This is a genomic window from Rhodococcus sp. LB1 (assembly GCF_001583455.1).
Classification (GTDB): domain Bacteria; phylum Actinomycetota; class Actinomycetes; order Mycobacteriales; family Mycobacteriaceae; genus Rhodococcus_F; species Rhodococcus_F opacus.
The window spans coordinates 17,459-30,683 of record NZ_LTCZ01000012.1 but is presented as its reverse complement, the minus strand read 5'-3'; the positions used below and the strand labels follow the sequence as shown (position 1 = coordinate 30,683).

At 63.1% G+C, this 13,225-nt stretch carries 11 protein-coding genes and 1 pseudogene; 7 read left to right on the top strand and 5 right to left on the bottom strand.

From position 1 onward, the window contains the following. The first annotated feature begins 45 nt into the window (after positions 1 to 45). Positions 46 to 1,482 (top strand): TerD family protein, encoded by a 1,437-nt coding sequence (locus AZG88_RS02420; protein ID WP_061696946.1) that lies wholly within the window; start codon positions 46 to 48, stop codon positions 1,480 to 1,482. Between the two features lie 1,059 nt (positions 1,483 to 2,541). Then, positions 2,542 to 2,661, top strand: a complete 120-nt coding sequence (locus AZG88_RS53280; protein WP_231913792.1) for an excalibur calcium-binding domain-containing protein — start codon at positions 2,542 to 2,544, stop codon at positions 2,659 to 2,661. A gap of 600 nt (positions 2,662 to 3,261) precedes the next feature. On the opposite strand, the gene AZG88_RS52465 is transcribed toward AZG88_RS53280, so the two are convergent. Beyond that, entirely contained in the window at positions 3,262 to 3,855 is a 594-nt protein-coding gene (locus tag AZG88_RS52465; protein WP_063886769.1) for a hypothetical protein, read from the bottom strand. A 377-nt stretch (positions 3,856 to 4,232) separates the two neighbouring features. Further along, positions 4,233 to 5,534, bottom strand: coding sequence for a vWA domain-containing protein (locus tag AZG88_RS02410; RefSeq protein ID WP_061696945.1), 1,302 nt, complete (start codon positions 5,532 to 5,534; stop codon positions 4,233 to 4,235). A 379-nt stretch (positions 5,535 to 5,913) separates the two neighbouring features. Between AZG88_RS02410 and AZG88_RS02405 the strand changes: the two genes are divergently transcribed. The 5 genes and pseudogenes from AZG88_RS02405 to AZG88_RS02385 all read left to right on the top strand — a co-directional run bounded on the left by AZG88_RS02405 (position 5,914) and on the right by AZG88_RS02385 (position 10,167). After that, the gene (locus AZG88_RS02405; protein WP_061043390.1) at positions 5,914 to 6,489 is read left to right on the top strand and encodes a TerD family protein; all 576 of its coding nucleotides are present in this window, start codon (positions 5,914 to 5,916) and stop codon (positions 6,487 to 6,489) included. Between the two features lie 138 nt (positions 6,490 to 6,627). Then, positions 6,628 to 7,662, top strand: a pseudogene (locus AZG88_RS02400) (DUF475 domain-containing protein). A 27-nt stretch (positions 7,663 to 7,689) separates the two neighbouring features. Continuing rightward, entirely contained in the window at positions 7,690 to 8,367 is a 678-nt protein-coding gene (locus AZG88_RS02395) for a TerD family protein (protein WP_061696944.1), read from the top strand. A gap of 87 nt (positions 8,368 to 8,454) precedes the next feature. Next, positions 8,455 to 9,087 carry a TerD family protein gene (locus AZG88_RS02390; RefSeq protein ID WP_061696943.1) on the top strand — a complete coding sequence of 211 codons (633 nt, stop codon included), beginning with the start codon at positions 8,455 to 8,457 and terminating at the stop codon, positions 9,085 to 9,087. Positions 9,088 to 9,096: 9 nt separating this feature from the next. Further along, positions 9,097 to 10,167, top strand: coding sequence for a DUF4236 domain-containing protein (locus AZG88_RS02385; protein WP_061696942.1), 1,071 nt, complete (start codon positions 9,097 to 9,099; stop codon positions 10,165 to 10,167). A gap of 189 nt (positions 10,168 to 10,356) precedes the next feature. Here the strand turns inward: AZG88_RS02385 and AZG88_RS02380 are convergent, their stop codons facing one another. From AZG88_RS02380 to AZG88_RS02370, 3 genes are read right to left on the bottom strand one after another with little or no spacing between them, the layout of a single operon-like run. Continuing rightward, complete coding sequence (locus AZG88_RS02380) at positions 10,357 to 10,971, bottom strand: hypothetical protein (RefSeq protein ID WP_061696941.1); 615 nt, start codon at positions 10,969 to 10,971, stop codon at positions 10,357 to 10,359. Between the two features lie 30 nt (positions 10,972 to 11,001). Further along, positions 11,002 to 12,159, bottom strand: coding sequence for a TRAFAC clade GTPase domain-containing protein (locus AZG88_RS02375; RefSeq protein ID WP_061043385.1), 1,158 nt, complete (start codon positions 12,157 to 12,159; stop codon positions 11,002 to 11,004). Continuing rightward, positions 12,156 to 13,184 (bottom strand): hypothetical protein, encoded by a 1,029-nt coding sequence (locus tag AZG88_RS02370; protein WP_061696940.1) that lies wholly within the window; start codon positions 13,182 to 13,184, stop codon positions 12,156 to 12,158. The genes AZG88_RS02375 and AZG88_RS02370 overlap by 4 nt, the downstream gene beginning before the upstream one ends. Positions 13,185 to 13,225: the final 41 nt, after the last annotated feature.

The following is a 13,225-nucleotide window of genomic DNA, read 5'->3' as shown; positions in this document are numbered from 1 at the left end:
CGGCGACTCCTTCGCCGAATTGGTGCGATGGCGAGGAGATGGTCGATGGTCGGGGTGTCCAAGGGGTCGAAGACCGATCTGACCGATGACCGCTACACGGTGCGGATCGCAACCCCAGGGCCCTCCGGGACAGTGGACATCGCCGCGGTATTGCTGACCAGCCACGGCAAGGTCCGCGACGACGACGACTTCATCTTCTTCAACAACCCGAAGGCCTCCGGCGTGACTCTGCTGTCGGAAGAGACCATTGCGATCGCCCTGCACGCCCTGCCAGCGGAGATCGACCGTGTCGTCGTCACCGCCAGCACCGAGGCTCAGGGGAAGCAGTTCTGTGATGTCCCCACCCTCGCCGTCGACATCCGAGGCACCGACCAAGCTCTCACCTTCACGCCCGAAGGGTTGACCAGCGAGACGGTCCTGCAGGTTGTCGCGCTGTACCGGCGCGGGTCAGCCTGGCGGCTGGACGCCATCGGCCAGGGATACAGCCGGGGTCTTGCCGCCTTCGCCACGGAGCACGGCATCGACGTCGAGTCCCCCAATACGTCCCCACCATCCATTGAGGCCTTAGATACCACCGCGGCCGCAGCGGCACCGCCCTCGGAGAACCCAGCGATCACCGCAGCAAAGGGGGTGTTCGCCGCTGCCAAGGACGCATTCGTAGCGGCGAAGGCTGCAGTCGCGACTCCGACGGCACCTGCAACACCCGCCCCTCACCCGCACCCTGACGCGGCGCCTGGGATCTCCTTCGAGAAAGTCAAGGTGACTCTGACCAAGGACTCACCTAACCAGACCGCACGGATTGACCTGAGAAAAAGTCAGGGCGACCCCAAATGGGTGCTCACCGTAGGTCTCGAGTGGGATGGTCGCGGCGCCACATACGACCGCAAAGGCAACGTCGCGAAATACGGCACCGGGGACCTCGACGTGTACTTCTTTTGCCGGAACGAGGAGACCAACGGCTACGTCATCATCAGCGGAGACAAAGGCCACCAGGGCGATCTCAAGAAGTGGCCATTCATCCACCATCACGGGGACAGCAAAGGCCCGGGCAAAGGCAACAAGCCTGCCGTTGAGCAGGTGCGAGTGCTCCCCAATGAAAACGGTGATCTGCTGGTCAACATTTACCAAAGCGTCGACAACGGAATAGGTGCCCTGGACAAGTTCGGTCGCCCCCGCGTAGCAATCCGCTACGGCCGCGCCGGCAGGAGTGGACTTCCAGGCCCGGATGCGGACGAAATCCTGGTCTATGTCGGGAACAGCAAGAACTCCTTCTGGGCGACGGTCGCTCACATCGATGTGCAAGACGGTGTGCTCACTGTCGACGGAGAAACCCGCTATAGCCGTGTTGGTACCGAACGGATGCCCGGCCTGGACTCCACAGGCAAATGGGTGCGCACTCCGGCCGATGGACCCAAAGGCCGCAGCAAGAAGCGCAACGGCGGCCGCGGGTTGGACAAGTACAGCGGACAATGCCCCAAATGAATTGAGGCAGGATAAGGTACACACGCGACTCCGACAATCCCCGTCCGCTGGGTGGATTGACCTTCCTGATCGCAATGAATATAGGGAAGCCATCACCGACCGATATGGTTTTCATCCGGGATGACACCCCAATCGTGGAGCCGGCGATCGACGAGCCTATCCAGTCGGTGATGTTCGATCTCACCCACACCAATAGTCGCACGGGCGTCGACCCACCCGGATGGACGCGACCAACGCCGAGGCCCTGCGGTACTTCATCACCGAATTAGCCGACAGCCCACCCTTCGTCCCGCCAGCGAGATGCAATTGCCGCTGTAGGACCAGGGCGCGTTGCTTATCCGCAGTCGTGCCATGCCGGACTGGCGCCGCCCACCCCGCGGGCCGCGGACCAGACTTCCACCGCGACCGACGATCACCGGGTGAGCGTCGCAGGCGGGACGATGTCGATATCGGCGTCGGACACTTCCGCCGATACGATCATGGGGCGCGAAAGTAAGGAGACAAGGACACAGCAACGTCCTTGACCGACGTAGCTCTCGCGCTCGAATTCCGTGGCTTGCACGCATTACTCGGAGTCTGCAGAACGCAAAGCATTCGCGCTGGTGAGGCTGGCGAGGTGAATACAGAGCCGTAGGTCCGGGCTGTAATCGCTTTCCAGCGAACAACTCTGCTTTGTCAGTCACCTGACCGATACCAAACGCCCCGTTTGTCTGATTACATGCCGGGGTGAAGAAGATGATCCTCGGGATGGCATTCCTGGCCACCGCAGTACTCATGACCGCCTGTGGAAGTAGCGGTTCGCAGTCGAGCACCACACCGACCTCCACGGCATCCGTTGCACGGCTTGACGATGCGTCGAGCACACGGCCGACCACCACCACAGCTAGCGCAGCGCCGGCCACGACCACTGCTGCAGCGCCGGTCACCACTACATCAGCCGTAGTTCAGCCAGTGGCTCCGGTCGTGCCCACTACAACTGTTGTCGTCGCACCCCCGCCGGCGCCTGCTGTAGTCCCGGCGAATCCCCCGGCGCCAGTCCAAACCGTCCCGAAACAATCGGTGAGCTACGGGTCCTGCGACGAAGCCAGGGCTGCCGGCGCAGCGCCGATTTACAAGGGCGACCCCGGCTACTCGACGAAGCTCGATCGAGACAAGGACGGTATCGCCTGCGACAAGTGACGAGCCTGCTTCCATTGCGTACAGGCGTGGGCCGCTATTTCTATGGTCTCGAGCGTAACTCGGTCATCGAGAAGGACGATCCTCTTCGCGGACGGCGTACGGGTGGGCATTCAAACGCGGTGAGTTCGAACCGTGCTACGCAAGCGTGACAGATTTGTGGATCGCAGCCAGCCAGCATTCGGAGCTGGGTGTCATTCGGACAAATGACATCCAGCTACCGTGAATTCCGCGCTCGCAGCTCGTTGGCGGGGTTGAGGAACACGGTGGCGCCCTTCGCCCACTCCTGCGTTGCAAGGAGAAGGTGCGGGCAATCCCCGGCTTTGCCTCGCGCATAGCCCGGGTACGACTGTTCGGATCGCAATGTGGAGCATTGCTAATGTCCGCGAGGCAATCCCAACGTAACATCTCGACACCGTCCAACAGGGCTCTTGGACTCCACTGCAAAGGGATTCGCCACTCACGCTGACGGACACATCGCAATACCACCGGATGCGCCCAAGACGCACGGTCGCGCGGCGACTGATTGGTGGCCACACCTCACGCGAAGTGTCTCACCATAGAAGGTCCCGGCGAATCCCGGCCCTCACTGACCGTTCACATTCAGGGCTGGAGTTGCCAGACGAGATTTCCGGCGTTGCGTCCATTCTGGGTGGGGTTGCAGTACAGAGCTCGGCCCTGAGAGTTGGCGGTGACGGCATTGGCATCGAGGCAGTTACCGCCTGGATCGACGGGAAAGTGCGGGTCGGTGGCGACAAGACCGTCGGTTGTCGACCATACGTATGCGTCGGTGAACTGGACGCGGACGCAGTGGACGGTGGTTCCGTCAGCGAGGACGCCGGTGGCACCTTTCGACGAGCAGTAGTCACCCAAATCTACGGTTGCCGAATCAGATTCGACCGCGGTTGGCGCAGGAGGGCTGGATGGCGGCGTTGAAGTCCCAGTTGGCGTCCAGGTGCCGCAGCCTTCGGATTCGAAGTACAGATCGCTGGGTTTGATGGTGACGATGACCTTCGGCGAGTCGGTAAAGTCATTGGCAATGATGTCGTCGATCTCGCCGCTCGACCCACTCAGTCGCGCCCAGTAGCAGCCATACTCATCGGCTTGTCCATTCCCGATGTACGTTCCGGGGGCGATGTCGACGCCGACGACTTGCGTACCGTCGCCGAAGATAGTTGCCGGTTCGGCGTGGGCCACCGCAGTACCGATCCCAAGTAGTGCGAGAGCTAGTGCAGCGGTGCATGAAACCCTGCGAAACATGTACTTGATCTACCTTTGCTCACCATTTGCCGACGGTTGTTGAACAGTAAAGTATCAGGATTCGATCCTATCCGCTCGCATAGACCGGGAGTACCAGATTTCATGCACGCGAATGTGCCCGGGACGACCGACATTCGTCTGTCATTCACATGAATGACAGACGCCCGGATCGCGGCTGCCTCGCCACCGCAGGGTTTTCATCGTCCTGATCGAACAACCACGAAGCACGTGTCGTGATAGTGGGACAGCGATACGAAGACCCTGTGCGGAGGTCCGCCGGTCCTCTACACGGGTGGCCCGTGGTCAGAGGGATATCAGGCCACGATGCCGGCCTTGCGCGCAGCGCGGAGCCATTCGGGGAACTCGCTCAGCAACCGGCGATACAGCTCCGCATCGCTGATCTTCGAGATGTCGTCGACGCTAAAGAAGCCGGCGTTGTCGACCACCCGCCCTTTCAGGGTGTCGAGTTTTTCCAGAATCCCGTAGTCGGCGTGGCCGATTCCGACGAACTGCCAGAACGCGGGAAGGGTGGCGGCCCGCTTCATCAGTGCGGTGATCGGACCCTTCTTGTGGAATCCACCATCGGTGAAGAACAGCACCAACGTCGGCATGGTTGACCCGGGCATCAGCGAGGACATGATCTCTTTCATGATCGGCAGCTCGTCGTTGTAACCGCCGATCTCTGCGTAGTCGATCCCGCCGTGGGTGCCGTTGAGATGCAGATACGTCGCTGACCAGCTGTCTACCTCGTGGACGGCGATGTCGGGTAGGCGCGCGAAGCTGGCACCATAGAGGTAGGGTTCGAGCTTGCCGTCGTCGTCGACCTGTACAGCGACCGGGACCATCCGCTCGACAACCTGGTTGATGCGCTTGCTCCGGTACTCGGCTTGCATGCTTCCGGTCTTGTCAATGACGAGCACCACGCGGGCACGCACCCCGGAGGCGCCCTTGTCGAGCAGAACCTTCGCGACCTCACGTTTGCGCAGGTCCAGCTTCTGCCGTTTGTCGAGCGAGAGCTTCGCTTCATCGGCCACCGTTCGGACGCCGAGTGGATCCGGCTGGTTCGACTGTTGGGCCTGCGGTGTGACCTGTGGCTGTGCTTGTGTCGTTGGCTCATCCGAGATCTCGACGCCATGGTGGTTGACGAGGGCATGCAGGCCGGTGTCCCAGCCGGCGGATACGTTCCGGACCTTCCAGGTGTTGTTGCGGCGGTAGACCTCGAGCAGGATCGCCGCTCGCTCCGTGGTCAAACCGAGGGCTTGCGCGGTGACGGGTCGGCCGGTCGACTGCTCGAGGGTGACGCCGAGGTTCGCTACTGCCGATAGGCTGCCCGCGGCGTTCTCGTCGAGCGCCACCGCGATTGACAGTTTCACGATGTTGGCGGGGACAGCGCGGAGGTCGATGGTGATGCGGTCGGCCGCGACCAGCCGCACTGCGCCCTCCGGCGATGACGGCTGGTTGAAGAAGATGAAGTCGTCGTCGGAGCGTACCCGCTGATCAGCGCCGAGTTGGAAGGCCAACAAGTCGATGGTGCCGCCCTGTTGGACGCCGGAGATGGACAGCGTCACGGATCCGCCGTCCAGGGTCGTGTTTTCACCGCGGGCAAGCTCTGACATGAGATCCGGCCGAATGGCCGATTCCTTTCTGTTGGGACCAGGGAGCACGGTCTGATGGAGGTCTAACTACGGTGTGGCGGGCGCGGATGGAAGCGACTTCATGAGGTGGGAAATCACTGTTGGTAACGCTTCGTCATCTGCAAGATATACAGACAACGTGAATGTGTTCTGGTAGCACTGAACCTAGCCCAATCGAGACAGAAATCTACTCGTCTGGGTAAGTCCGGCAACCGATCACGCGCTGATAGTACGTGCTCGGCTACCAGACGGTGACCTCCTCTCGCATGTCCGAATCCTCACGATCTATGGTGAGCGAGCTCGAACACTCGAGCGGGGTCGCCATTTGAAGCGCACCCCCTCCATGCGTGAAAGGATCCCCATGGGCGTCACTCTTGCCAAAGGCGGCAATGTATCCCTCGACAAGCAGGCGCCGAACCTGACCGCCGTAGCGGTGGGACTCGGCTGGGATGCGCGGTCCACTACCGGCGCCGACTTCGACCTGGACGCGAGCGCACTCGCAACCGGTGACAACAAGAAGGTTCTGTCGGACGACCACTTCGTGTTCTATAACAACCTGCGTTCGCCCGACGGGTCGATCGAGCACACCGGCGACAACCTCACCGGCGACGGGGACGGTGACGACGAGGTCATCAACGTCGACCTGCAGGCCGTACCTCCGAACGTCACCAACATCTTCTTCCCCGTCTCCATCCACGATGCGGTCACGCGGGGACAGAACTTCGGTCAGGTCACCAACGCCTACATCCGCGTCGTCGACCGCGCCACCGGCAGCGAACTGGTCCGCTACGACCTGTCCGAGGATGCCTCCAGCGAGACCGCGATGACCTTCGGTGAGCTCTACCGGCACAACGGTGAGTGGAAGTTCCGCGCCATCGGCCAGGGCTACGCTTCCGGACTGGCCGGCATCGCCCGCGACTACGGCGTCAACGTCTGACGATCGTCCCTCCTACGGGCATAGCCACCTCACTACCCAATCCACTGCCGGCGGGCTCACGTGCCTGACGTGAGCCCGCCCCCAGTACTTTCCCTGCAGTAGCCACCCTGCATGCGCACTAGAGAAAGGCCACGCTTCGTGGTTCTGCGAATATTCGGCTGGTCCTTCGCGGTCACGATCGCTTCGTTGATCGTCGCCGCCATCTACGGCGGACCCCAGGCCGTCATGCTCGTCGTGATCCTGTCGATCCTCGAGGTGTCGCTGTCGTTCGACAACGCCGTCATCAACGCCACCGTCCTGCAACGGATGAGCGAGTTCTGGCAGAAGATCTTCCTCACCGTCGGTGTCCTGATCGCGGTGTTCGGCATGCGCCTGGTCTTCCCCCTCGTCATCGTGTGGCTCGCCTCCGGCCTCGGCCCCGCCGCCGCCCTCGACCTGGCCCTCAACCCGCCTGCCGACGACGCCGCGTACTTCCCCGACGGCAGCCCCAGCTACGAAACCCTGCTCNNCTGCTGATGCTGTTCCTCGGTTTCATCCTGGAAGAGCGAGAGATCACCTGGCTGTCCTGGCTGGAGAAGCCCCTCGCCCGCATCGGCAAACTCGACCAGCTAGAGGTCGTCATCGCCGGCGCCCTGCTGCTGATCACCGCCGCCTACATCGCCCCCGACGAGACCGTCTCCACGGTGATGATCGCCGGCGTCCTCGGCATGATCACCTACATCGCCGTCAACGGACTCGGTGAACTGTTCAACACCGAAGAGGGTGACGAGGACTCCGAGACCACCAAATCTTCAGGACCCACCCAACTGGCGAAGGCCACCGGCAAGGCCGGGTTCTTCCTGTTCCTTTACCTTGAGGTCCTCGACGCGTCGTTCTCCTTCGACGGTGTGATCGGCGCGTTCGCGATCACCTCGGACCCGATCATCATCGCCCTAGGGCACCCTGTCGGACTACATCTACCTCGAGCACGGCGCCCACTGGGCCATCGGCGCACTGGCCGTGATCCTGCTGGTGTCCATCGGCTACCACGTCAACGAGAACGTCACCGGACTCGTCGGCGTCGCTCTCATCGGCGCCGCCTTCATCTCCAGCATCATCCGCAACCGCCGGAACCCCGAACCGATCGCCGTTGACGACCACGACGACCAGGCCGAATCGGTCCCCGTCGGCTGACCCTGACCGCGAGATCAAGGAGCCACTATGGCGATTGACTACACCAGACCCTCCACCGGGGCACCACAGGGCGGTGTCAACATGAGCAAGGTGACGCTGTCAAAAGCCGCTCCCACCGTCAGCCTCGCCAAGGCAGGCGAGCAGCAGGGCGCGATGCGGGTCAACCTGAACTGGTCCACGGGCGCACCGCAGCCGAAGAAGGGATTCTTCGCCAAGTGGGCGGCCGCGGCCGCACCGGCGGGCGGAGTCGATCTCGACCTCGGCTGCCTGTACGAACTCGCGGACGGCTCGAAAGGTGTTGTCCAGGCGCTGGGTAATAGCTTCGGCGCCCTCAATACTCACCCGTTCATCCAGCTCGACGGCGACGACCGCACCGGCACCAACGTCGGCGGCGAGAACATGCAGATCAACCTCGCTCGTCCGGAAATGTTCCGGCGAATCCTGGTGTTCGCGATGATCTACGAAGGCGCACCGAACTGGGCGGCCGTCGACGGTGTCGTCACCCTCTACCCCACCTCTGGCCCCCAGGTTGAGGTGCGGTTGGACTCACCGAACAACAACGCACCGATCTGCGCCATCGCCTTGGTGCAGAACACCGGACACGAGATCACTGTCACCCGCGAGGTCCGGTACATCAACGGCAGCCAAGATGAACTCGACCGCGTCTACGGGTGGGGCCTGAACTGGACTCCCGGAAGTAAATAGCGCTCCCGAACATCGGCAGAACACAGGGCGGGTGCCGTGGACAGTCACACTGCCCACGGCACCCGCTCTGCGGTTGGAGAGGAACACGTGCAACTGCGCAAGGGACAGAACTGTGCACTCCTCGCATCTGGCGCCACGGTGACCTGCCGGTGGAGACCCACCCTTGATGCCGACGCCGACCTGTCCGCGCTCCTACTCACCGCGGGGAAGGTCCGTAGGGACGCCGACTTCGTGTTCTACAACCAACCACACTCCCGCGACGGTGCGATCCGCCAAGACGGCAAGCGGGAAGCCGGCGGTCTGGTCGAAGACCGGATCAGCATCGACCTGCACGCCTGCGATTCCCAGGTGGACAGCATCGCCCTTGCACTCAGCCTCGACGCCGCACCCCCAAGCAGTCTCGCCGTTCTCGGCGTAGTCACGATCGGCATCCACGACAACGGCGGAGGCGAGCTCGCCACGTTCAGCATCGACGACCTCACCTCCGAAACAGCAGCCCTCACAGTCGAGCTCTACCGCCGCGACGGTGCCTGGAAGATCCGCGCAATCGGGCAGGGCTACCATGACGGGCTCGCCGGCCTCGCTCGCGACTTCGGAGTCGCCGTCGACGAACCTGACCCCGAACCGCGCACTCCCGCGCCCGCTCCCCACCCCACCCATCCCGGCCCACCCCCGATCGACTGGACCAATCCGCCGGTGCCCGCCGGATACGAACTGTAGGACGAGACCATGGGATTTCGCATCCGCAAGAGCATCCAGATCGTGCCCGGAGTTCGGATGAATGTCAGCCGCAGCGGGATTGGCTACTCGGTCGGCGGCAAAGGTGTCCGCGTCACCAGGCATGCCAACGGCCGGGTGAGCCGAACCGTGTCGATCCCCGGCACCGGGATCTCCCACCAGCGGACGCTGCGTCGATCGACCTCGACACAGCGAACCCGAACCGCACAACAATCGTCGACCAGAACCGTTCATCCCGCATCCGCACCCCCACCCCCACCTCCGCCGACGTCGCCCCCGAAGCCTGCGAAACCCGGGGTGCTCGCACCAGCGTGGGAAAAGGATCTCTTCGCCCTTCTACAATCGCGCCAACCGAACGACTTCATCGCGGTCGCCCGCAAACACGGCCGATCCACCCCACACGCTCGGCTGCTCGCCGCGATCCTCGAGGGACTGCTGCATGTCGAGCTGGGCCGCGGCAACCCGCAGGCCCAAGAACGGGCACGCTTCCTCCTGGGCTGGGCCGCCGCGCAAGACGCGACCCGGCCGCTCCTCGACTTCGTCCTCGAGTATCTCCCCGATCGGACATGGCCGGTCGAAATCATGCCCGCCGTCACCGCACAGCTGCGAATCGTCGACGATGTCGTGCTCCTCGCGGTCGCCGAACTTCACCAGTCTGCCGGCGATCTTCCCGCTGCCATCTGGAGCGCCGAACAGGCCCGCCCAACCACCCACGCAGCACTGTCCATCGCTGATCTCTACAGCGACGCCGGCCGGCACCAAGACGTCATCGAACTAACCAACGACGTCACTAATGCCGACGACACCACCGCCCTCCTCTTGGGACTCCGCGGCCGCGCATTCGCCCAAATCGGCTTCAACGACGCCGCCCGAGAGGTCTTCAAGGAGGCCTTGCGGGTGCGTAGTCGCAGCGCGGCGATCCGACATCGCGTTCTCCTCGAACGCGCCCAAGTCGACCTCACGCAGAACCGAAAAGCGGCAGCCCGCAAAAGCATCGAAAAGGTTCTCGCCGAGGACCCCTCCTATCCAGGTCTATCGGAGGCACTCACGGCCCTAAACTGAACGGCAACGCCGCAGTTCTAGGGTGCTGCGAATCGCGCACAGCAGATGCCGATACACGGATTCTTCGTTACAACTTCGCGGGGGAGGAGCCCGACCATCAGAACGTACTCGAACTCGGCTGAGGGCACTTCCTACTCACCACGGCGACGGCTTCGCGCACAATACGTCACCAACGACGAACTGGGCGCCCTAGTTATAACCCCACTGATGTGCGGGCACGATCCTGCGCTGCGCCTCGGCGTACTCGCAGTAGCGGCGAGATGTGGGAACCCAGAGCGCCGCTACCGCCACGATTCCGCTGAGTACCGTCACCACCACGATGGGGCCGCCCAGCAGACCGAACAATGAGATGACCGCAAGGACAGTGCCCGCAATTCGAGGCCAGAGCCGACCTTTGAACACGGCAACCGAGAAGACGACGTAGGTGGCGGCGAGGACCACTGACAGCCCGACGACAACCCACATCAATCCGGTCGCTGTCCCGTCGACATAACCACCCCCGAGCTCGGCTGCCCGACCGGTCGTGTCGACCGCGAGAAGCCTGTTCGCTCTTCGCTGGGCACCGAGAATCGACAGGACTTCGACCACACCGGACACCACGCTGAGCACGGCCGCCACCAATAGGGCACCGAACGCGAGGTAGATCGACGGCGGCTTCCCTACCTTCGGCGCGGGCGTGGTCACCGCCGATGCAATCGAATGAAGGAACGGGTTGGCGGTGGGATGAAACGTCCCATTGGTCGCCGTCTCGGACGATCCACCCGCAGTTCCCCCGAGAAACCACGGGTCGTCAGGTTGATTCACTGTCAGATCTCCTCTCTGGAATCGCCCGCCCTAGAGGACCCCGTGCTCGGAGAGCACCCATCGGACCGGATCCAGGCACCGGAACGGCGAGATGCCGTTTTGGTGCAGTCTTTCGCCTACTGGGGACGCTCCGAGAGCGGAGACGGCGAAGAACCTGTTCCGGTACTGCTGGCCGGTGACCGGGTTCTCCATCGACTGCAGCATCGGACCCGCGTCCAATTTCTGCAACAGGCTCCGCACCTCCTCGTGCAGGAGCTGGCCGTCCTCGTCTGCGTACGGAGCCTGCTCCAGGCTCGGATCGCGGGAGAACGCCGCACCTGCATTGGACATGATCTGACTCCACTGCCCACCCTGGACTTCCTCCAGAGCTTGGAGTGCGTCGAACTTCGACAGCACCACGGCAACACGGGGGGTTCCGTATCCCAACATGTTCATCACGGTGCGCAGCACAACCTTCGGGTCGCCCCCGCGGTTCGCTTGCACCGGAACCAGGTCTCGAAGCTGATCGCCGATCTCCTCGACACGAAGCGGATCGAACAGGAACAGAATGGCATCGGCGACCTGGAAGAACTGCCAGGAATGGCCGTCCGTGTTGCCCGACTCCAAGTCCTCGCCTGCCACATCTCGGATCACGAGGAACCGACGAACCTCATTCCAAACCCCGAGGCTGAAGATCAGTGGCTCACGCTGATACGAATCTCCGGTGTTCGACGACGGTGTCGATACAAGGATGCCGCGCTCCTCGAACAGAGGGTTTTCGTAGTTCTTCCGGTAGTTGTAGTCCGTTTCAGGGGTTGCAGGCTCGACGGCTCGATTCATTCGTTCGGCCAGAAGCTGCAACTGCTTGATCATCACCGCGATGTAGACGGTCTTGCCGGTCGCGCGTGCACCGGCCATCGCGATGCAGGTCGCCTGCCCCCACCTCCAATGAGGCGGAAGGACGAAATGACAGATGGGGCAGATCTCCACCGCGGCGCCGCCCAGCTGCGTCTCCGGGTAGTTCGGCGGCGGTGTCCAGTCCGGCGCAGCGTCCGCGGGCTTTTGAAGCTCACAGGTCTTGCCGGCAACCACCGGAGACCCCGTGAACGCCGTCGCACGTTCATCCGGTTCGGTTCGCTGCGGTGCGGCCTCCGTCCACGCGAACCATTCGTGGGTGAGATTGTTGAAACACCGTGGGCACTTCGTCATGACACGGTTCCCGACAGACGTCCGTTGTTGTGCACCAGTGGCCGCAAAACTGCCTCGACGACCTGGTCGACGATTTCCGGGTCTCCGAGCAGAAACTCGGACGTGTCGCCGCCGTTCGGCGACGGCGGAACCACTGCGCCGACAAACTCGGGGGAGGACAGCGCTGCACGGGAGGGGGATACGACGACGGTCACCGCGAGGGGATCGCCACCCCCAAGTGAAGCCCCGGAGGCCGAATCAGTGATGGAGACGGTCATTCGACGCACACCCGACACCGAGCCCTCGGTCGTAACCGAAGGGTCGAAGCCGACACCGAACTTCGACGACAGCAACGCCTCCTGGGTTCGCGCAGCCAGTTCGGTCACGTCGACCGCTGGCAAACCGACACTCCGATGCCCGATCAGCGACACCCGCGGCACCTCGTCTGCGGACACCACCGACGAGATGCCGGCGACGATGTCCATGATGGCGTGGACGCCGCCGTTCCGAACAGACCCGAGCATCGAGAGACTGGTATCGACGCGCACGTCAATTCCGGTCTGACGCTCGTCGGGGACCTGGTCCACACCCAGCACGGCGCGGGCCGCGGCGCGGGCCCGAGAAGCTAGGGGCCCCAATGGCACTTCGGGATCTTCGAGCCGGGTGGTGACCGCAAGCCGGTCACCGTCCGGGCCTATGGTGGCGAGCTCGAGGTAGCTGAGCCCGGACACGTCCCGTGCCGTTAACTGTGCGCGATCGGGATCCGGATCCTGCGCGCTGTCGACTGCGACGGAGACATGGATGGTCGTGCCGGTCGGGAAGGTAGATCGTCCCTCGCCCGGCACGGCCACGATCAAGGTTTCATGCTGCACGCGCGGCAGAATCAACAGCACTGGGCTGTGCACGATGGCGCTCGGATCAGCGTTTCCATTCATGCGGGCGGCGAGTGCAGCCGAACCTGGCTCCCCCACCACGGCCATCGACACGGCGAGTGGGCGGCGCGGGAGGTGCGCCCGGCTCTTGCCATCCAGAACGTGGGTCACCATGAGGTTGGTTCCTCTCGCTTCGCTGTCGGCCTGTTCGCCAG

Excerpts from the sequence above, each read along its gene's own strand:
- AZG88_RS02420 (WP_061696946.1), top strand. The coding sequence starts at position 46 with ATGGTCGGGGTGTCCAAGGGGTCGAAGACCGATCTGACCGATGACCGC.
- AZG88_RS02410 (WP_061696945.1), bottom strand. The coding sequence starts at position 5,534 with ATGTCAGAGCTTGCCCGCGGTGAAAACACGACCCTGGACGGCGGATCC.
- AZG88_RS02405 (WP_061043390.1), top strand. The coding sequence starts at position 5,914 with ATGGGCGTCACTCTTGCCAAAGGCGGCAATGTATCCCTCGACAAGCAG.
- AZG88_RS02395 (WP_061696944.1), top strand. The coding sequence starts at position 7,690 with ATGGCGATTGACTACACCAGACCCTCCACCGGGGCACCACAGGGCGGT.
- AZG88_RS02385 (WP_061696942.1), top strand. The coding sequence starts at position 9,097 with ATGGGATTTCGCATCCGCAAGAGCATCCAGATCGTGCCCGGAGTTCGG.
- AZG88_RS02375 (WP_061043385.1), bottom strand. The coding sequence starts at position 12,159 with ATGACGAAGTGCCCACGGTGTTTCAACAATCTCACCCACGAATGGTTC.
- AZG88_RS02370 (WP_061696940.1), bottom strand. The coding sequence starts at position 13,184 with ATGGTGACCCACGTTCTGGATGGCAAGAGCCGGGCGCACCTCCCGCGC.